Here is a 19,132-nt window from a genome sequence, read left to right as displayed (position 1 = left end):
CAGGGGTCGTGTGTGTTTATGGATTCTCGGCGGCCAGGGCGGCAATCACCGCCGGCCGCTCACCCACGCGCTGTTGAAACGCCGCCAGCGCCGGCCAGTCGCCCAGGTCGATAGCGTGAAATGCCGCCCAACGCAGCACCACGAACAGGTACGCATCCGCCACCGAGTACTCGCCCAGCAGGTAATCCTTGTGCTCGAAGGTCTTTACCAGCACCGCGAAACGCTTGAACAGGGTGGCCTGGAACAGGCCACGTACCTCGCCCTGGATCGCGCTGTTGAAGAACACCGCCAGCCCGCCATGAATTTCGGTGGCGATAAAATTCAGCCATTCCTGCAAACGCACACGCTCCCAGCTGCCGTTGGCGGGGGCGAGGTGGGCGGCGGGCTTGAGGTCCGCCAGGTACTGCAGGATCGCGCTGGCTTCGGTCAGTACCTGGCCGTTGTCCAACTGCAGCGCGGCGACGTAGCCCTTGGGGTTGATCTGCAGGAAATCCTCGCCGTCGGCGGTGGTTTTGGCCTGGTTGTCGACCTGCACCAGCTCGAACGGCAGCGCCAATTCGCGCAACACGATATGCGGGGCGAGTGAACAGGCGTTGGGGAAGAAATACAGTTTCATCTGCGGCAGCTCCGTTGAATTTGCGCCAGTCTCACGGGCATGGCACCGTGCGTAAAATTAAACCTTCAGACCCCTGCCATAAGGACAGCTACTGCCATGATGAACCTGATGCACTGGCGCCTGCTGGTGGCCGTGGCTGATCGCGGCAGCATCACCGCCGCCGCCGAAGCGGTGGGCATGACGCAATCGGCCGCCAGCCAGGCCATGGCCAGCATGGAGGCGACCCTGGGTGCGCAGCTGTTTACCCGTGAACCGCGCAAGACCTTGCCCACTGCCTTGGGCCTGAGTGTGATCGAGCAGGCGCGGGTGATGCTCGGGGCCTTGCAGACGATTCGCAGCACCGTGGATGAAGCTCGCCCGATGCTGCGTGGGACGATTCGCATCGCCAGTTTCCCCATGGTGCTCGCGACCTTTCTGACACCGCTGCTGCAACGCTTCGCGCAGTTGTACCCGGGTATCGAGGTCACCACCCTGGATGTCACCGACAACGAAGTGCTGACCCTGCTCGACGCCAACCTGATCGACCTGGGCGTGGTGCTCAACCCCAAGCCCGAGCGCAATGCCACGGTGCTGGGGCGCGATTTGTGGATGGCGGTGCTGCCGGTCAACCATGCACTGGCGCAGCGCCCGGCCGACGCCAGCGTGTCGCTGGCGGAGCTGCTCGAACAACCGTTCGTGCTCGCCACCGGCGGTTGCACCGCCAACGCCCGCAGCCTGGGGGCCGCCGCGGGGCTGACGGTCAGCGATATCCGCGTGGAAGTGCGTGAATGGAACAGTGCCTTCAGCCTGGTGCGTGAAGGCGTCGGCGTGACGCTGGTGCCGGAAATGGCCCTGCCGGCCCAGCGCGCCGGCCTGCGCGTCATGCCGCTGACGGTGCCGCTGCACCGCGAATTCGCGTTGGTGGGTTCCTCTGCCCGCGTGCCTTCGGCCGCTACCAGCGCATTGTTGAAAATGCTTGCTGACTAGTGGCCTTGCATAGCGCCAAGCCCTGTCTATGCTCACCCAGAACCGTTGATGACGCTTGGCATATAAAGCGTTTCGGATGGTTATTTCCCCATGAAGGTGTGGCTGCACTGTCCAACAAATGAATGGAATGCGCCTTCGAGGCGCCGGGAATCCAGGGTGATCTGACCATGTTCAACCGCCATCACAAATCCGACCTGCTTGAAATCCAGCGTTTCTCCTGCGCACTCACCGAATCCAACGCCAAACTCGCCGCCATCAGCCGCTCCATGGCGATGATCGAGTTCGACCGCGAAGGTGTGATCCTCGATGCCAACGACAACTTCTGCAAAACCATGGGCTACAGCGCCGAGGAAATACGCGGCAAGCATCACCGCATCTTTTGCGACGAGGCCTACACCCACACCGACGCCTACGCCAAGCTGTGGCGCGACCTGGCGCGGGGCGAGGCCCTCAGTGGCACCTTCATGCGCTTGAACAAGCATGGCCAGGAGGTGTGGCTGGAAGCCAGCTATATGCCGGTGCTGGGCCCGGACAACCACGTACAGAGCGTGATCAAAGTCGCGTCGGATATTTCCGCGCGGGTGCACCACGAGCATGAAAACCAGAGCCTGATCGACGCCATCGGCCGCTCGATGGCGGTGATCGAGTTTACCCCGCAGGGGCAGATCATCAATGCCAATGAAAACTTCCTGAGGACGGTGCAGTACTCCCTGGATGAGATCGTCGGCCAGCACCACAGCATGTTCTGCCATCGCAGCGAGGTGGAGTCGCCGGCCTACAAGGCGTTCTGGGCTTCGCTCAATCGCGGCGAATACCACTCGCACCGCTTCGAGCGCAGGAATAAATACGGCAAGACGCTGTTCCTGGAGGCGTCCTACAACCCGATCTTCGACGCCAGTGGGCGGCTGTACAAAGTGGTCAAGTTTGCCAGCGACATCACCGACCAGGTCACCACCCTGCGCACCGCCGCCGACTCGGCCCACGCCACTTCGGTACAGAACGACGCCTGCGCACGCAAGGGCTCGGAGGTGGTGCAGCAGACCGTGCAGATCATCGAGGAGATTTCCCACGACCTGAACCAGGCGGCGCAGAGTATCGACGCGGTGAGCAAACAGTCGGACATCATCGGCGCCATCGTGCAGACCATCCGCAGCATTGCCGAGCAGACCAATATGCTTGCGCTGAACGCGGCCATCGAAGCGGCGCGGGCCGGCGAGCATGGGCGCGGTTTTGCGGTGGTGGCCGACGAGGTGCGCAGCCTGGCGGCGCGGACCAGCCAGGCGACGGTGGAGATTGTCGAGGTGGTGCGCAAAAACCACGACCTGTCGCTGAGCGCGGTGTCGAGCATGCAGTCGAGCTTGAGCCGCACAGGGCTGGGGGTGGAATTGGCGAACGAGGCGGGGCAGGTGATCCTGGAGATTCAGGAAGGCTCACGGCATGTGGTGGATGCGATCAGTCAGTTCAATTCGACGCTGCAACTGCAATAAACGCATGAAGGAGCCGGCTTGCCGGCGATAGCATCACCTCGGCCTGGATTCACCGAGGCACCTGCATCGCCGGCAAGCCGGCGCCTACCGTTGATCAGGTTGCCTGTTAGATGGCGGCCAGGGTCTCTTTCACCGCCTGCGCCTGCGGGTCAGCGGTTTTCGCCGCTACCTGCTGCTCTTGCTGCTGCTTCAGGCGCTCGGCCACTTGCTTGGAAATGGCGTCCTGCTTTTCCTGCGACATGTTCTGCACATCCGCCTCGGTCAAGCCTTGCTCCTTGAGCAGTTGCTCACGGATGCGCTCGGCCGGGGACTTGCTCATGTAGTCAGTGAAATCGGCCCGCGCGGTGCTGGTGCTGCTGCCCGCTGCCGGCACATCGGTGGTTGCGGTGGTCGCCGCCGTGGTGGCCTGCAACTGCACGCGGGTCTTGGCAAAGGCTTCGTCGATGCGATCGTTGGCCTTGTCCAGTTCCTTCTGCGCGGCCGGTACGGTCACGCTTTGCTGCGCCGCTTGCACGGCACCGCTGTACAGCGCGCTGGCGGCGGCATTGGCGGGGTCCATGTCGGGCCGCTTGATCTGTTGAATGGTCGACACCGCTTGGGTGTTGTTGTTAACCAGCATGATCGGTCACCTGGGAAAATGGTCGGTGCCAGTGCTGGAGCAATTAGCATGCCGGGTCGCATCACCCCGGTTTTATTGGGGATGGCCTGGCCGCCGCGGCAAACATTGTCCCGCCGGCGGCCAACCGTTGCCGTCAGTGGGCGATGTTTTCCAGCGCCAGGTTGCGCGTGCGCGGGCCGAACCAACTGATGGTGATCATCACGATCAGCATACTGCTGGCAATAAACGCGAGGACGCCCGGCGTGCCCAGGTGCTCGAGGATAAACCCGATCAACAGGCTGCTGAACACCGTGGACAAGCGGCTGAACGAGTAGCAGAACCCGACCGCCCGCGCGCGGATGTTGGTGGGGAACAGTTCGCTCTGGTACGAGTGATAACTGAAGCTCAGCCAGGCGTTGCAGAAGGTGATCATCACCCCGCAGATCACCAGCCCCACCGCCGTGGTTTGCAGGGCGAACAGGCTGCCGAAGATCATCGCGCCCATGGCCGAGCCGACGATCTGCCACTTGTTTTCAAAGCGGTTGGCCACCTTCACAAACAGCAACGGCCCCAACGGGTAGGCGAGCGTGATGATAAAGGCGTACAGCAAGCTGTGGGTCACGCTCACGCCCTGGCCCGACAACAGCGCCGGCAACCAATTGCCGAAGCCGAAAAAGCCGATGGCCTGGAACACGTGGAACACAATCAGCATCAACGCGCGGCGCCGGTACGGCGGTTGCCAGATATCCGCAAATCGGCCGTTGCCCTGCACGCTGACGGCTTCGGGTTCCGGTGCATCCAGCGGTTTGCCGTGATCCTTCTGGCAGCGCGCCTCCAGGCTGTCCATGATCTGGCCGGCTTCATCAAAGCGGCCTTTTTGCGCGAGCCAGCGCGGTGACTCCGGCAAGCGCTTGCGCAGTTGCCAGATAAACAGCGCAAACACTGCACTGCTCAGCACCACCCAACGCCAGCCCGAGACCCCGAACGGCGCCTGGGGCACCAGCCACCACGACATCAGCGCCACTGCTGGCACCGACAGGAACTGAATAAAAAACGCAAAGGCGAACGCCGAGCTGCGCATGCGCTTGGGCACCAGTTCCGAGAGGTAGGCGTCGATCGTCACCAGCTCGATGCCCAGGCCGATGCCGACCAGAAAGCGCATGCAGATGATGCCCAGGGCTGAGGTCTGGATGCCCATCAGCACGGTGGCCACGGTGTACCAGATCAACGCAAAGGTGAAGATCGCCCGGCGCCCGAAACGGTCGGCGATGGGGCTGAGCAGGCTGGCGCCCAGGAACAGCCCGAGGAAGGTCGCCGAGGCGAACGCCGCCTGGTCCGAGAAGCCAAACACGCCCTCGCTGCCGATGTGGAAAATCCCGTCCGTGATCAGGCCGGGGCTGATGTAGGCGGTCTGGAACAGGTCATACAGCTCGAAAAAGCCGCCGATAGACAGCAACGCCACCAGGCGCCAGACGGTAGCGACGGCGGGCAGGCGGTCAATACGCGCGCTGATGTGGGCGGCGCGGACTGGGTCGATGCCGTCTGTAGCGGGGAGTGCAGGCATGGTGCGGGAAACTCAGTAAGTGATCGGAATCTCGAAATTTTCCTGGAAGGCATCATCGACCGGATGGTAACCCAACACCCGCGTGGTTTCGCTCAGGTCCAGGCGCTTGAAACGGTTATTGGAGATGCCGTGGGCGATCAGGTGCTTGACGCCCTCGGCCTCCACCGACCGTTGCAGCAGTTGCACCGCGTCACGTGGGCTGAGCCAGGCGCTGAGGTCGCGCGCGTTGTTCAGGTCATGGGTCGCGGGGAACTCGAAGGCGCCGATGCGCAGGGCAATCGTCGACAGGGGCGTCTTGGCCGCGTAATAGCCACAGAGTGCCTCGCCGTAGCATTTGCTCACGCCGTACAGGTTGGCGGGCATGACTTGCATGCCGGGCGTGATCTGGCGATCCACCGGGTAGCCTTCGATGGTTTGCGCGCTGCTGGCGAACACCAGGCGCTGCACACCGGCGGCCACGGCGGCTTCGAACAGGTGAGTGGTGGCGAGGATATTGTTGGGCAGCAATTCGTCGAACGTGGCGCTGGCATGGGGGATGCCGGAAAGGTGCACGATCACGTCGATGCCGTCGAGCAGGGCGGCGAGGCTGGATTTGTCGCTGAGGTCGGCCTGCACGAAGCGGTGCTCGCCGAGGTTGAAGTCCGGGGCGATGCGGTCAGTGAGGGTGAAGCGGTAGCGGTCTTTCGAGGCTTCGAAGAACGTTTTGCCGATGCGACCGCAGGCACCGGTGAGCAGTACATTGATTCCTTTCACGTGCAATTCCTTAGTTGTGACCGGCAAGGGCAAAGGTCTGGAAGCCCTGATGCTGGCCGAGGCGTTGATAGTAAGCGGCAATGGCGGGGTAGGGCGGCCGCGTCATGGGGGTCATCTGCCAGCGGTGCACCGAGAGGCCGATGAGGATATCGGCGAGGGTGAATTCATCCCCGGCCACGTAGGCATTGGTGCGAGCAAGTTGTTGTTCGAGGAGGCCCATCTTGTCGTTCCAGCGCTGCACGGCGGCGGCAATCTGCGCTGCGTCGAGGCCGTCCGGGTTGTTGCGCACCAGCGCGGTGAAGGCGTCGCCCCAGGCGCGGTTGAGTTCGATGGCTTGCCAGTCGATCCACTGCTCGACACGCGCCCGCGGCGCAGGCTCGGCGGGCAGCAGGTCGGTGCGTTGGTAGAGGCTGACGAGGTAGCGACAGATAGTGTTGGATTCCCACAACACACCGTGATCGTCAATCAGCACCGGCACCTGGGCGTTGGGGTTCAGCTCAAGGAATTCGGCGGACTGGGTCGGCTTGAAGCCGATGCCCCAGTCTTCGCGCACGTAGTCGATGCCCAGTTCCTGGCAGGTCCACAGTACTTTTCGCACGTTGATGGAAGACGTGCGACCCAAGATTTTCAGTGAGTGTCCCATGGTGCTTCCCTGGCAGTGGAGAGCAGCCAATCTAGCAGGCGACGCCGAGGACAGCGAGTGCCTGACGCGACCACCGATGATTTCGGGCTCAGGTACTCTCGCGCACCTGCAGCTCAAACCCCATGTCCACCACGGGTTTGGCGATCTTGTTGCCGGCCATGATCGTCAGCAAATGCTCCGCCGCCCGCCGGCCGATGGCTTCACGCGGGGTGCTGATGCTGCTCAGGCGCGGCACCATGAAGGAGGAGGCCGGCAAGTCGTTGAAGCCCAGCACCGCGACGCGCTCGGGTACTTTGATGCCATGGCGCATGGCCTCCAGCAGCGCGCCCTGGGCCAGGTCGTCGTTGCCGAAGAAGATCGCGTCCACCTCCGGATGGGCCGCCAGCAATTGCAAGAACAGCTCGCCACCCAGGCCGACCGAGGACGGGCGTGGCGTCAGCAGTTCCAGTGCGGGGTCGTACATCCCCGCCTGTTGCAGCGCACGGCGGAAACCTTCGCCGCGCAGCAAGGTGCGTTGGTCCAGTTGCGCGCCGATATAGGCCAGTCGCTTGCGCCCACGGGACAGCAAGTGCGCGGCAGCGGTTTCGCCGGCCGCCACCTGCGAGAAGCCCACGCAGTTGACGCCGGCGTTGGGGTCCAGGTCCATCATGTAGACGCACGGCACGTTGCTGGCCTCGACCATCCGTCGGGCGCTTTCGGTGCGGTCGAAGCCGGTCAGCAGCAAACCCCGCGGCTGGTAGGCCATGTAGTTGCGCAGCAGGTTTTCTTCTTCATCGCGCGAATAATGCGAGTTGCCGATCAGTACTTCAAAGCCCTTGGGCCGCAGCACCTGGTGGATGGCTTCGAGGGTTTCGATAAATAAAAGGTTGGACAGCGACGGCACCAGCACCACCACCGAATGGCTCTGCGCAGAGGCCAGCGCACGGGCGGCCGGGTTGACCACGTAGTTGAGTTCGGCGGCGGCGTGCTGCACTTTTTCCACCAGTTCGGTGGCGACGGTGCTGATGCCACGCAGGGCGCGGGACGCGGTAATGGGGCTGACGCCGGCCAGGCGGGCGACTTCGTTGAGGGTAGGGCGGCCCGTCGTGCGGGTATTTTTATCGTTCTTGGAGGTCATCAGGCGGCTTGCCAAACAAAAATCGAGGCACTAAGGTAGCGCTGTCTCCAAAGGCCTGCAAATTCTTGAAGAAAGGGTTGCCTGATCCTGTTCAAAACCATTGGAGCGGATGCACGCGTCACTCCATAAAAAAAGACAAGACGGCGCGGGAAAAGCCTGTTTTTGCACTAGCCTTACAGCGTGCAAAGGTAGCGCTATCTGCGTCCTGAGGTGTTTCATGAGTCAACCTGTTACCGCCCTGGTCATCATGGGTGTTTCCGGCTGTGGCAAGTCCAGCGTCAGCGAGGCCCTGTGCCGCCTGAACGGTGCCACCGCCATCGAAGGCGACAGCTTTCACCCCGCCGCGAACATCGAGAAGATGAGCGCCGGCCACCCTCTCAACGACGACGACCGTGCCGGCTGGCTCGACATCCTGTGCGATGAGCTGCGCCGTTCGCTCAAGGCCGGTGAGCATCCGGTGCTGACGTGTTCGGCGCTGAAAAAGAAATACCGCGACCACCTGCGCGAAGCCGCGCCGGGCCTGGGGTTTGTCTTTCTGGAGCTGACCCGTGCCGTGGCCGCCGACCGCGTGTCCCATCGCCCCGGCCATTTCATGCCGGCCAGCCTGATCGACAGCCAGTTCGCCACCCTCGAATCGCCCGTCGGCGAACCGCTGACCCTGGCCCTGAATGCCAGCGAAGACAGCGTCGAGGCATTGGCCGAGCAAACCAATGCCTGGTGGCTGAAACACGGTTTTGAACCATCCAAATAATTTTTTGCCGGAAAAGATAGCGCTATCCCCGGCGACAAATTGAATACCGGCTTTAATAACAACAACAAACAGGAGAGACCCCCATGTTTGGCATGTCCCACGAGTCCTACCTGCTGCTTGATGCAGTGGTCACTATCATCGGTCTGATCTTTCTGATCACCAAGTTCAAGGTGCACCCGTTCATTGCACTGATCATCGCGGCCGGCTTCCTTGGCCTGACCTCGGGCATGCCCGTGGACAAGATCATCAAGGCGTTCCAGGACGGCTTCGGCGGGGTGCTCGGCTTTGTCGGCATCATCCTTGCGCTGGGCACCATGCTCGGCAAGATGATGGCCGAATCCGGCGGCGCCGATCAGATCGCCCAGACCCTGATCCGCGCCTTCGGCAAGGAAAAGGTCCAGTGGGCGATGATGTTCGCCGCGTTCCTGGTGGGCATCCCGCTGTTCTTCGAGATTGGTTTTGTATTGCTGATCCCGCTGGTGTTCATCGTCGCGCGCCGCACCGGCGTGTCGCTGATCAAGATCGGCATCCCGCTGCTGGCCGGCCTCTCGGCGGTGCACGGGCTGGTGCCACCGCATCCGGGCCCGCTGCTGGCCATCGGCGTGTTTGGCGCGGACATCGGCAAGACCATCCTGTATGGCCTGATCGTCGCACTGCCGACCGCCATCATTGCCGGCCCGATCTTCGGTACGTTTATCGCCAAGTACATCCCGGGCAACCCGTCCCAGGAGCTGGTGGACCAACTGGCCCGCGAACCTGAGTCGAAAACCCTGCCGAGCTTCAGCATCACCCTGATCACTGTGCTGCTGCCGGTGTTCCTGATGCTGCTGAAAACCTTCGCCGACATCGCCCTGGTCGAAGGCCACGTGGTGCGCAACTGGATGGACATGATCGGCCACCCGATCACTGCGCTGCTGCTGGCATTGCTGCTGTCGCTGTACACTTTTGGCCATCGCCAGGGCATCCATTCCAAGCAGATCCTCAAGCTGCTCGACGCCAGCCTTGCGCCGACCGCCGCGATCATCCTGATCATCGGCGCCGGTGGCGGTTTCAAGCAGATGCTGGTGACCAGCGGCGTGGGTGACGTGATCGGCCACATGGCGGTGAACGCGCAGATCAACCCGATCCTGCTGGCCTGGCTGGTGGCGGCGGTGATTCGTGTGGCAACCGGTTCGGCGACCGTGGCGACCATTACCGGCGCCGGCATCGTGGTACCGGTGGTGGGCATGATTCCAGGGGTCAACCGTGAGTTGCTGGTGTTGGCGACGGGCGCAGGTTCGTTGATCCTGTCGCACGTCAATGATGCGGGGTTCTGGCTGGTGAAGCAGTACTTCAACATGACCGTGGCCGAGACCTTCAAGACCTGGACGGCGATGGAGACCATCCTGTCGGTGGTGGCGCTGATCTTTATCATGCTGCTGTCGTTGGTGGTCTGACAGGCAGGCCATGATGCCGGGGTGAAAACCCCCTCCAAATGTGGGAGCGGGCTTGCTCGCGAGTGCGGTAGATCAGTCGCCAGATACATGACTGATACTGCGCATTCGCGAGCAAGCCCGCTCCCACATGTGTGACCGCGTTGCGGGATCAGGCCTTGGTGATCAAGCCATCCGCCCGGAACATTCCGCGAATACCGCGCACCGCCTGGCGAATCCGGTCCTGGTTTTCGATCAGCGCAAAGCGCACGTGATCGTCGCCGTACTCACCAAAGCCGATCCCCGGTGATACACACACCTTGGCTTCGAGCAGCAGCTTCTTGGCAAATTCCAGCGAGCCCATGGCGGCATATGCCTCGGGAATCTTCGCCCAGACGTACATCGACGCCTTCGGGTTTTCCACCATCCAGCCCAACTCATGCAGACCCTTGACCAGCACATTGCGGCGCTGGCGGTACTGCTCGGCGATGTCTTTGACGCACTGTTGGTCGCCTTCCAGCGCAGCGATCGCCGCCACCTGCAGCGGGGTGAAGGTGCCGTAGTCGTGGTAGCTCTTGATACGGGCCAGGGCGTTGACCAGTTCCGGGTTGCCGACCATGAAACCGATGCGCCAGCCGGCCATGTTGTAGCTCTTGGACAGGGTGAAAAACTCCACCGCAATGTCCTTGGCGCCCGGCACCTGCATGATCGACGGGGCTTTCCAGCCGTCGTAGACGATGTCGGCGTAGGCCAGGTCATGCACCACCAGCACGTCGTACTGCTTGGCCAGTGCAATCACGCGCTCGAAGAAGTCCAGCTCCACGCACTGCGCGGTCGGGTTGGACGGGAAACCGAGGATCATCATCTTCGGCTTGGGAATCGAGCCGCGAATCGCACGTTCCAGCTCGGCGAAGAAGTCCACGCCAGGCACCAGCGGTACCGAACGCACCTGGGCGCCGGCAATCACGGCACCGTAGATGTGAATCGGGTAGCTGGGGTTCGGCACCAGCACGGTATCGCCCTGGTCCAGGGTGGCCAGCATCAAGTGCGCCAGGCCTTCCTTGGAGCCGATGGTCACGATGGCTTCCGACTCGGGGTCGATGTCCACTTCATAGCGGTCCTTGTACCAGCGCGAAATGGCGCGGCGCAGGCGCGGAATGCCCTTGGAAGTGGAGTAGCCGTGGGTGTCTTCGCGCTGGGCGACGGTGACCATCTTCTCCACGATATGTGGTGGCGTGGCGCCGTCAGGGTTACCCATGCTCAAGTCGATGATGTCTTCGCCGCGCCGACGCGCAGCCATCTTCAGCTCGGCAGTGATATTGAAAACATACGGGGGGAGTCGATCAATGCGCGCAAAGCGGCGCGGCGAACCTTGGTCTGCCATTGTTGCCTCGAGAGTACGTAAGCGCCCGGAACCGTCCGAGCGACGTCGGCCACTGCGGTGGCCTGCGGGGCAGACAATACGGTCGATGATGGCCAGTTGTCCAGATGCGTAGGAAAATTTTCTGCATGGAGTCCAGCGCGGATATGCCCCTATACTCGATGCGGGTTTGTTCCCTCATAAGAAGGAGACTGTTCGTATGGATCAGCAGACAAGACAACCGTTGGAGCCACGCATGGAAGCCGGTAAAGCCCTGGTGATCGCCGGGGTGCAAGGGCGTTATTCGAAGGCCACCGTGGGCGATATCCCCAAGCTGTGGGAGTTGTTCGACACCTGCGTCAAGGACATCAAGAAGCGCGTTGGCGGCGTGACCTATGGGGTGTGCCACAACCCCAAACATGACGAATTCGACTACATGGCCGGGGTTGAAGTCCCCACCAAGGGCGACGTACCGAGCAACTTCGAGTCCATCGAAATTCCACCGCTCAACTACGCCGTGTTCCCGCACTACGGCCCGGTGCAGGCGCTGGAACAGACCTACGAACGCATCATGTTCGAATGGTTGCCGCACTCGGGCTACAAAGTGATGGGCGCGGATTTCGAGCGTTACAGCGCGGATTTTGATGCGCGCAAGGGCATCGGGACGGTGGAGATCTGGCTGCCGGTTCAAGCCAAGGCCTGAAGCAACGCGATTGAGCTGCCTGGGCAGCTCAATCGATACCGTCACTCGCTGAGCAGGCGCCCGATGAAGGACTCGCGACCCGCGTGAATGCCGCTGCTTTGCAGTGTGCTGTTGAACGTTACCCACTCCACCAGGCTGATTTGGCCGTGCTCGGGACGTCCGTTGGGGTCTCGCCATGCATTGGCGATGCCGTCCACACCAAAGGTGGCGTCCGGTTGACTGTCCGGGTTGAACCGGAGCAACTGGATGACGCTGCCATTGCCATTGCGGGCCAGTGCCACGATTTTCTGATCAGGCTGGACCACCACGCTGGTAAAACGGAAACCGTCGGCGTTTTTTTCCAGCGGCTTGCCTGCATTAAAGGCGGGATCGGGTTGGCCGTTGGCCAGCAGGATGGCCACGAAGTTCTTGTCCCCCGGGGTGGTATAGCTACTTCCGACAATCGCTATTCTGCCTTCCGGACCCTTGGCCAGTGCAGTGACCTGTCTGTTTTGCTTATTGTCGAAGGGCAGTACGGCGAAGCCATTTGTACCGAAGCTGCCGTCAAGTTCACCATTATCCGTCAGGCCGACGATGTAGGCCTCGCGTTTGTCGCCCAGCTTGGTGGTGCCGGCAACTACGAAACCTTTTTGAGTGATCAACACACTGTCGAGTTGGGAATTAACCAACGTATTCGGTCTGTCGTTTCCGAAGTTGAGGACCTCGCCGTTGACACCGAGTTGGTAGATAAAGGTGTCAGTGCCGTCACTGAATACGGCGACAATCTTGTTGTCGGCCTGCACGGCTAAACCGCCTTTGGTACTCACGGGAAAGACCGCTTTATCCAGTTCCCTTATGCCGTTTTCGCCAAACGGCAGGTCCGCGTTGCCATCCTCCGCATTGAATCGAGTAATAAATGCGCGATGCTCGTTTCCCAGTGCCGCCAGCAAAACGGGCTTTCCATCAGGTTGAATGATCAGGTCCATGAGGACGGCGGATTCTTCAAGGCGCGTGTATCCGGTCCCGAACTGGGTGTCGAGCTCACCCGCAGGCGTATGTTTGGTGACGGCTAATCGATTTGTGTCGCCTTCTCTCGTCAATCCCACCGTCAGGGTGGAACCGTCACTGAGCACGCGTGACAGGCCTGCGGAGGATGAGGCGATGACCGTGCCGTCCTTTGGGGATTGGTTCCCGAAGGACAGGTCCGGGCTGCCGGCGGTGTTTGCCGTAGTGTGATTCGACGGAATACTCATGAGTGTTCTCCGGATGGGACGTTGAGAGTTTCCACGCCTGCTCGTTCCAAACCTTGAGCGACAACTTCGGGCATTCCAGTACAAAGCATAGGGCGACCGCTGTATAGCTGTGAAATCTGACAGTAGACACGACCGTTCAGAGGGGCCGGTCAAACACCCAGCTCAACCGGCGCTCATACCCAATGCGGCCCCTGTACGCCTCCCCGCTGTCCACCCAGCCGGCGCTCAGGTACATCGTCATCGCCGCCACATTGTCCGCGTCCACGGACAACTCCAGGCCCTTGATCTGCGGCCACGCCTGCAGTGCCGCTGCGGGCAGCGCCTGTAGACACGCCTTGCCGAACCCGCGCCCTTGCTGCTGGCGATCCACCTGCAGCGCATGCAGCGTCGCGCTGTGCTCGTCGGCCCAGTGGGGCAGGCAGGGTGGGCGTTTGAGCAGCAGGAAAGCCACGGGATGCTCGTCGGCAAGCAGGGCGAAGCCCTTGATCGCAGCGGGGTTGGGATTGACCAGCAGGCTGTTCAGCGCGCAATCGATATCGCCGGAATACGCCAGTTGCTCGGGATGCACTTGCAGGGTGTTGAGCTGCTGTTTCTGCACAAGGCTCAGCGTCTCATAGGGGACGAGGCGGGTTTCCATCAGGGACGCATCCGAATTCCTACAAAGAGCCGTGGATTCTAGCGGGTTTGCCGGGGGTGAAATTATTTTTCAAGCGGCTGTCGATTCGGCGTCGGCGCGTTCGACTAAGGGTGTCTTCCGTGAATCACACCCCGCAGGAGTATCGCCATGAGCACCACCATCAATCGCCTCATCGATGCCTGGAAACACGCCGTCGTCGCCCGGGATATCGACAAGATTGTCAGCTTTTACGCCGACGATATCGTCGCGTTCGACGCCGTGACCGCGTTGCAATTCAAGGGCAAGGCCGCCTATCGCGCGCACTGGGAGGAATGCATGAAGCACTGCCCCGGCCCGGGGATTTTCGAGTTCCACGAACTGCGCATCGTCGAGTCCCAGGACAGCGCATTTGCCCACTGGCTGGCCCATTGCGGCGGCGCCGGGCCGGACGGCGAGGTCAAGGCCTGCTGGATGCGCGTGACTGCCGGCTATCAACAGATCAATGGCCAATGGCGCGTGGTGCATGAACACTGGTCGGCGCCGTTCGACATGGACAGCGGCACCGCACTGTTCGACCTGAAACCTTGAGCGCCGCGAACTATAGTCAGTAGTCCGAAAACGGAGACGCACATGAAATACCTCTGCCTGATCTACAGCAACGAACAGGTCCTGCACACCTCGCCCGACAGCCCCGCAGACCCGGAGTGTCTTGCCTATGCGCAGTCCATCGAGGCCAGCGGCCGCATGCTCGCTGCCGAACCGCTGGAATCGGTAAGCACCGCCACCACCGTGCGCATGCGCAACGGCAAGCTGTCGATCACCGACGGGCCGTTTGCCGAAACCAAGGAGCAGCTCGCCGGGTTTTACCTGATCGAGGCACGCGACTTGAATGAGGCGATCCAGGTGGCCGGTGGCATTCCGGCCGCCCGGGTCGGCAGTGTGGAAGTGCGCCCCGTGCGCGAGTTGAATCTCTGAACACAACAATCACAAGACTTGAGGAGGTTTACCATGACAACCCAACCCGCCGAATTCGAACTGTCCATCAGCCGCTTGATCGACGCGCCGCGCAGCAAAGTCTTTCGCGCCTGGACCACGCCCGCCCTGTTGCAGCAATGGTGGGGCCCCCACGGCATGACCACCCCCGAGTGCGAAATGGACCTGTGGGTCGGTGGCCTGTTTCGCACCCTGATGCGTGCGCCGGACGGCAGCGAGTACCCGACCCAGGGCGTGTTCCTGGAGATTGAGGCGCCCAGTCGCCTGGTGTTTACCGACGCCTTCAAGCCGGGTTGGATCCCCTCGGGAAAACCGTTCATGAGCGCCGAAGTGACCTTCGAAGATGTCGACGGCAAGACCCGCTACACCGCCCGCGCCATGCACTGGAGCGCTGAAGACAAACAGGCCCACGAAGCCATGGGCTTTCACGACGGCTGGGGCCAGAGCCTGGACCGGCTGGTGACATTGGTGACCCAGGGCATGCCCGATTGACGCCGGCGATCGAGGCGATCTACCGCAGCGAATCGCGGCGCGTCCTCGCTACCCTGATCCGCCTGTTGGGGGATTTCGACCTCGCCGAAGAAGCCTTGCACGAGGCGTTCTTCGTCGCGGTCGAGCGCTGGCCGCAGGACGGTGTGCCACAAAATCCCAGGGCGTGGCTGGTCTCCACCGGTCGCTTCAAAGCCATCGACCGCTTGCGCCGCCAGGCGCGGTTCACCCCGTTGCTGCAGGCTCAGGCCGACGCGCTGCAAGCGCAGGACTGGAGCGAGGAAGACGTGGAAGATGACCGCCTGCGCCTGATTTTTACCTGCTGTCACCCGGCACTGGCACCTGACGCACAGGCGGCGCTGACCCTGCGTGAGATCTGTGACCTCACCACCGAGGAAATCGCCCGCGCCTTCCTGGCCACGCCGACCACCATTGCCCAGCGCATCGTGCGCGCCAAGGGCAAGATCCGCGAAGCGAAAATCCCTTATCAGGTGCCGTCGCTGGCCGAGCTGCCCGAGCGCCTCGACAGCGTGCTGCGCGTGGTTTACCTGGTGTTCAACGAAGGCTATTCAGCCTCCATGGGCGCCGACCTCACCCGGGAGGAGCTGACCCGCGAAGCCATTCGTCTCGGTCGCCTGTTGCTGGAATTGCTGCCGGAGCCGGAAGTGATGGGCTTGCTGGCGCTGATGCTGTTGCACGAATCCCGCCGTGCAGCACGGACCTCGGCCAGTGGCGAACTGGTGCTGTTGAATGAACAGGACCGTGCGCTGTGGGATGCGTCCTTGATGGCTGAAGGCTGCGCCTTGGTGGAACGCGCACTGGCCTTGCGCGGCTACGGGCCCTATTGCCTGCAGGCGGCGATAGCCGCGGTGCATGCCGAAGCACCGGACGCAGGGCAAACCGACTGGCTGCAGATCGTCGGGCTCTACGATGTGTTGCTCAGGCAGGTGCCATCGCCGGTGATCGAGCTGAACCGCGCCGTGGCGGTGGCCATGTGGCAAGGCCCGCTGGCGGGCCTGGATCTGGTGGAAGGCATTTTGCAACGAGGCGATTTGCTCGATTACCACTTGGCGTATTCAGCGCGCGGGGAGTTCTGCCGGCAATTGGGGCGGGTAGAAGCGGCTCGTACAGCTTATGAAAAAGCCCTGTCGCTGACCCAGCAAGCGCCTGAAAAGCGCTTCCTCGAGCAGCGCCTGGCCGAACTCAAGCAGTAGGAGCCGGCACGCCTGAAAGGGGCCGCTCAGGGCTGCTGGCGAGTCGCGGCCAATACGATCTCGCGGATGCACACATGCTGCGGTTGCTGGTAGGCATAGGCAATTGCCGAGGCCACATCGTCGGCACTCAGCACGGTGCCGCCCATGTCCTGTTTCCAGGCCTGGTAGCCGCTCTTGATCGCCTCATCGGTGGTGTGGCTGAGCAGCTCGGTTTCCACTGCGCCCGGAGCGATGGTGATCACGCGGACATTGCTCGGCGACAATTCCTCGCGCAGGTTCTCTGAAATCCCATGCACGGCAAACTTGGTGCCGACGTACGCCACGTGGTTCGGGAAGGTCTTGCGCCCGGCCACCGAGCTGACGTTGATGATCGTGCCGCTCTTGCGCGCGACCATGCTCGCGGCCACTGCGTGAATGCCATTCAGCAGGCCCTTCACGTTGACGTCGAGCATCTGCTCCCACTGCGCCGGGTCTTGCTCGCTGACTGCGCCCAGCAGCATCACCCCGGCATTGTTGATCAACGCATCGGCCGGGCCGAATTGCGCTTCAGCTTCCTTCACGGCAGCGACGAGGGCGGCGCGGTCGGTGATATCGACCCCACGGTTCAGGGTGTTCGGCAGGTTGAGGTCGTTGAGGCGATCAATACGGCGTGCCAGCAGCAACAGCGGGTGACCGGCGGCGGACAATCGGCGGGCGGTAGCTTCGCCGATACCCGAACTGGCGCCGGTGATGATGATCAGTGGCTGGCTCATGTGTGCACTCCTGGAATAAGAAAAATCGATAACTGAAACGTGCGCGCATTATATTTACCCGGTTAAAGGCTGAAAAATGCCTTATTCCTCTGTCTGTCATCGGATCTGGCTATGGATGTACGTCACCTCAAGGCGTTTCTCGCGGTGTTTGAAGAACGCAATATCACCGCTGCAGCGCAGCGTTTATTCATCAGTCAGCCGACGTTGTCGGTGACCATCAAGCAGTTGGAAGATGAGCTGGGCGTGGCGCTGTTCGTGCGTCAGCCTCGCGGGGTCGAGGTCAGTGCCGAAGCACGGGTGCTGTATCCCCAGGCGCGGCGCATGGTGGCCGAAGCGGAGGCGCTGAGCCGGTTGTTCCGCGGCCGCGAGAATCGCATTGCGCTGGAGTTGGGGGTCGAGGGCGATATTGCCGACAGCCAGATCGAAACCTTCCTGCGCATGGCACACCAGGGTCTGCCCGGTTTGCTGCTGACCCTGCAGGAAGGCTGTGAAGGGGAAGGGCGCCTGGCGGTGGAGGAAATGTGCTGCGAGGACGAACTGTTCCTGCCGATCTGGGAAGAGTCCTACGTGATGGCGTTACCGGCCGCACATCCCATGGCGCAGGCTGGCAAAGAGCAGGCCTGGGCGCCAATCGAGGACTGGATCACCTGCCCGCAACACGATTCCCATCAGCGCCTGATGGCCTTGTATGGGCGCTCGCCGCAGGCGGTAGCCGGGCATGCCGGCTCATTGACCCAGGCCCTGCATATGGTGGCCGCCGGTGTAGGCGTGGCGATGTTGCCGCAGTCGCTGGCGGCCGAGCGCGCCGGGGTGGTGAGCCGTGAATGGCACCTGCCGGCGCCGACGCGGCGGGTCGGGCTGTGCTTCGCCGCGCAAGCGTTGGAATCACCCGCGCTGCGCGCCCTGCACGAGTATTTCCAGAACAACCGACCGCCGCAACGCTAGGCGTCAATCGACCATCAGCCCCAGCATCCAACTCCCCGCCGGCCCTGGCGGGTACTGCCGCGACCACAGCGCATCCACGGCCACCGAGCGCGGCCAACTGCGTACCTTGAGTTCGACCAGCCCGGCATTGCCGAAGCGTTCCACCAGCCAGCGAGGCAGCTCGGCCCAGCCGAAACCGAGCTGGGCCATTTCCATCAGCATCAGAAAACTCGGCGCCGACCACACACGGCCCGTGGGGCGTGTTTCATTCGGGTTGATGATGCTCGCCAGGCGCAGTTCACGGTGTTGCTGCAGGGCTTGCAGGTCGATGGTGTCCAGGCTCGCCAAGGGATGATCCGGGGCGACGAACAGCGCGATTTCCGTGCGTTCCTCCACCGGTGCGCGGCTCAGGTCGGGCGGATACACCGCCTGGGCCTCGACAAACGCAATCTGCGCCCGGCCGCTTTGCACCAGGGCGATCAGGTCTTCGCACTCGGCGATCAGCCATTCCAGTTCCAGGTCCGGGTAACGTTGTTCGAAAGCCTTGAGCGCCAGTTCGAAGCGCTCCGACTGGTAAGTGTCGGACATGGCGATGGTCACTTTCGGCTCCAGGCCCTGGGCCAACTGGCTCGCCGCCAGCTCCAGGCGGCTGCTGGCCTCCAATACCTGCTCGGCGCGTTGCAGCAACACATGGCCGGCCGGTGTGAGCGTCGGCTTGCGGCTGCTGCGATCGAACAGCACCACGTCGAGATCAATCTCCAGGCTGGCCACCGCTGCGCTGACGGTGGACTGGCTCTTGCCCAGCTTGCGTGCCGCCGCCGAAAACGAACCCTGGGTAGCGGCCTGGACAAACGCCTGCAGCACTTCATGAGAGGCCATGACTATCGCCTTGGTCGATGGTTATTAGTTATGAAGTATCGACTTGAAGGGTAATGATAGCAA

General features: G+C 62.2%; 21 protein-coding genes and 1 pseudogene. 11 read left to right on the top strand and 11 right to left on the bottom strand.

Annotation, left to right across the window (positions count from 1 at the left end; translation table 11 throughout):
- Positions 1-16: 16 nt before the first annotated feature.
- Positions 17-616 carry a glutathione transferase GstA gene (gene gstA / locus JFU04_RS23025; RefSeq protein ID WP_120449640.1) on the bottom strand — a complete coding sequence of 200 codons (600 nt, stop codon included), beginning with the start codon at positions 614-616 and terminating at the stop codon, positions 17-19.
- Positions 617-712: 96 nt separating this feature from the next.
- On the opposite strand from gstA, the gene JFU04_RS23020 reads away from it, so the two are divergent.
- From JFU04_RS23020 to JFU04_RS30725, 3 genes and pseudogenes are all read left to right on the top strand, one after another.
- Positions 713-1,582, top strand: coding sequence for a LysR family transcriptional regulator (locus JFU04_RS23020; protein ID WP_201145767.1), 870 nt, complete (start codon positions 713-715; stop codon positions 1,580-1,582).
- 122 nt (positions 1,583-1,704) lie between these two features.
- Positions 1,705-2,526: pseudogene (locus JFU04_RS30730) on the top strand (PAS domain-containing protein); the annotation flags it as partial.
- Between the two features lie 84 nt (positions 2,527-2,610).
- Positions 2,611-3,069: a methyl-accepting chemotaxis protein gene (locus tag JFU04_RS30725; protein WP_404940359.1), complete on the top strand. Its 459-nt coding sequence runs from the start codon at positions 2,611-2,613 to the stop codon at positions 3,067-3,069.
- A gap of 106 nt (positions 3,070-3,175) precedes the next feature.
- On the opposite strand, the gene JFU04_RS23010 is transcribed toward JFU04_RS30725, so the two are convergent.
- From JFU04_RS23010 to JFU04_RS22990, 5 genes are all read right to left on the bottom strand, one after another.
- Positions 3,176-3,688, bottom strand: a complete 513-nt coding sequence (locus tag JFU04_RS23010; protein ID WP_065909064.1) for a hypothetical protein — start codon at positions 3,686-3,688, stop codon at positions 3,176-3,178.
- A gap of 133 nt (positions 3,689-3,821) precedes the next feature.
- Positions 3,822-5,231: an MFS transporter gene (locus tag JFU04_RS23005; protein WP_065909065.1), complete on the bottom strand. Its 1,410-nt coding sequence runs from the start codon at positions 5,229-5,231 to the stop codon at positions 3,822-3,824.
- 12 nt (positions 5,232-5,243) lie between these two features.
- Positions 5,244-5,984, bottom strand: coding sequence for an NAD-dependent epimerase/dehydratase family protein (locus JFU04_RS23000; protein ID WP_065909068.1), 741 nt, complete (start codon positions 5,982-5,984; stop codon positions 5,244-5,246).
- A 10-nt stretch (positions 5,985-5,994) separates the two neighbouring features.
- Entirely contained in the window at positions 5,995-6,627 is a 633-nt protein-coding gene (locus tag JFU04_RS22995) for a glutathione S-transferase family protein (RefSeq protein ID WP_065909071.1), read from the bottom strand.
- Positions 6,628-6,715: 88 nt separating this feature from the next.
- The gene (locus JFU04_RS22990) at positions 6,716-7,747 is read right to left on the bottom strand and encodes a LacI family DNA-binding transcriptional regulator (RefSeq protein WP_162946162.1); all 1,032 of its coding nucleotides are present in this window, start codon (positions 7,745-7,747) and stop codon (positions 6,716-6,718) included.
- A gap of 214 nt (positions 7,748-7,961) precedes the next feature.
- On the opposite strand from JFU04_RS22990, the gene JFU04_RS22985 reads away from it, so the two are divergent.
- Both JFU04_RS22985 and JFU04_RS22980 read left to right on the top strand, forming a co-directional pair.
- Complete coding sequence (locus tag JFU04_RS22985; RefSeq protein ID WP_065909076.1) at positions 7,962-8,495, top strand: gluconokinase; 534 nt, start codon at positions 7,962-7,964, stop codon at positions 8,493-8,495.
- 83 nt (positions 8,496-8,578) lie between these two features.
- Positions 8,579-9,931: a GntP family permease gene (locus JFU04_RS22980; protein ID WP_065909078.1), complete on the top strand. Its 1,353-nt coding sequence runs from the start codon at positions 8,579-8,581 to the stop codon at positions 9,929-9,931.
- A 148-nt stretch (positions 9,932-10,079) separates the two neighbouring features.
- Here the strand turns inward: JFU04_RS22980 and alaC are convergent, their stop codons facing one another.
- The gene (alaC, locus tag JFU04_RS22975) at positions 10,080-11,291 is read right to left on the bottom strand and encodes an alanine transaminase (RefSeq protein WP_065909081.1); all 1,212 of its coding nucleotides are present in this window, start codon (positions 11,289-11,291) and stop codon (positions 10,080-10,082) included.
- 196 nt (positions 11,292-11,487) lie between these two features.
- Here alaC and JFU04_RS22970 point away from each other — a divergent pair, with 196 nt between their 5' ends.
- Entirely contained in the window at positions 11,488-11,970 is a 483-nt protein-coding gene (locus JFU04_RS22970; RefSeq protein ID WP_106802799.1) for a GyrI-like domain-containing protein, read from the top strand.
- A 41-nt stretch (positions 11,971-12,011) separates the two neighbouring features.
- On the opposite strand, the gene JFU04_RS22965 is transcribed toward JFU04_RS22970, so the two are convergent.
- Both JFU04_RS22965 and JFU04_RS22960 read right to left on the bottom strand, forming a co-directional pair.
- Positions 12,012-13,202, bottom strand: a complete 1,191-nt coding sequence (locus tag JFU04_RS22965; protein ID WP_201145765.1) for a hypothetical protein — start codon at positions 13,200-13,202, stop codon at positions 12,012-12,014.
- Between the two features lie 136 nt (positions 13,203-13,338).
- Complete coding sequence (locus JFU04_RS22960) at positions 13,339-13,839, bottom strand: GNAT family N-acetyltransferase (protein ID WP_065909090.1); 501 nt, start codon at positions 13,837-13,839, stop codon at positions 13,339-13,341.
- Between the two features lie 147 nt (positions 13,840-13,986).
- On the opposite strand from JFU04_RS22960, the gene JFU04_RS22955 reads away from it, so the two are divergent.
- The 4 genes from JFU04_RS22955 to JFU04_RS22940 are packed head-to-tail and all read left to right on the top strand — an operon-like array spanning position 13,987 to position 16,514.
- A complete protein-coding gene (locus JFU04_RS22955; protein WP_065909093.1) occupies positions 13,987-14,406 on the top strand; it encodes a YybH family protein in 420 nt (139 codons plus the stop codon).
- A gap of 42 nt (positions 14,407-14,448) precedes the next feature.
- Entirely contained in the window at positions 14,449-14,793 is a 345-nt protein-coding gene (locus JFU04_RS22950) for a YciI family protein (RefSeq protein ID WP_065909096.1), read from the top strand.
- 33 nt (positions 14,794-14,826) lie between these two features.
- Positions 14,827-15,303: an SRPBCC family protein gene (locus JFU04_RS22945; RefSeq protein WP_106802803.1), complete on the top strand. Its 477-nt coding sequence runs from the start codon at positions 14,827-14,829 to the stop codon at positions 15,301-15,303.
- Positions 15,300-16,514 (top strand): RNA polymerase sigma factor, encoded by a 1,215-nt coding sequence (locus tag JFU04_RS22940; RefSeq protein ID WP_201145764.1) that lies wholly within the window; start codon positions 15,300-15,302, stop codon positions 16,512-16,514. The genes JFU04_RS22945 and JFU04_RS22940 overlap by 4 nt, the downstream gene beginning before the upstream one ends.
- Before the next feature lie 26 nt (positions 16,515-16,540).
- Here the strand turns inward: JFU04_RS22940 and JFU04_RS22935 are convergent, their stop codons facing one another.
- Positions 16,541-17,266: an SDR family oxidoreductase gene (locus JFU04_RS22935; protein ID WP_201145763.1), complete on the bottom strand. Its 726-nt coding sequence runs from the start codon at positions 17,264-17,266 to the stop codon at positions 16,541-16,543.
- A gap of 111 nt (positions 17,267-17,377) precedes the next feature.
- Here JFU04_RS22935 and JFU04_RS22930 point away from each other — a divergent pair, with 111 nt between their 5' ends.
- Complete coding sequence (locus tag JFU04_RS22930) at positions 17,378-18,211, top strand: LysR family transcriptional regulator (protein WP_201145762.1); 834 nt, start codon at positions 17,378-17,380, stop codon at positions 18,209-18,211.
- 3 nt (positions 18,212-18,214) lie between these two features.
- Here the strand turns inward: JFU04_RS22930 and JFU04_RS22925 are convergent, their stop codons facing one another.
- The gene (locus JFU04_RS22925; RefSeq protein WP_106802806.1) at positions 18,215-19,069 is read right to left on the bottom strand and encodes a LysR family transcriptional regulator; all 855 of its coding nucleotides are present in this window, start codon (positions 19,067-19,069) and stop codon (positions 18,215-18,217) included.
- Positions 19,070-19,132: the final 63 nt, after the last annotated feature.

Source organism: Pseudomonas sp. TH21 (assembly GCF_016651025.1).
Lineage (GTDB): Bacteria > Pseudomonadota > Gammaproteobacteria > Pseudomonadales > Pseudomonadaceae > Aquipseudomonas > Aquipseudomonas aylmerensis.
The sequence above is the reverse complement of the archived record's forward strand: the minus strand, read 5'-3'. Positions and strand labels throughout refer to the sequence as shown.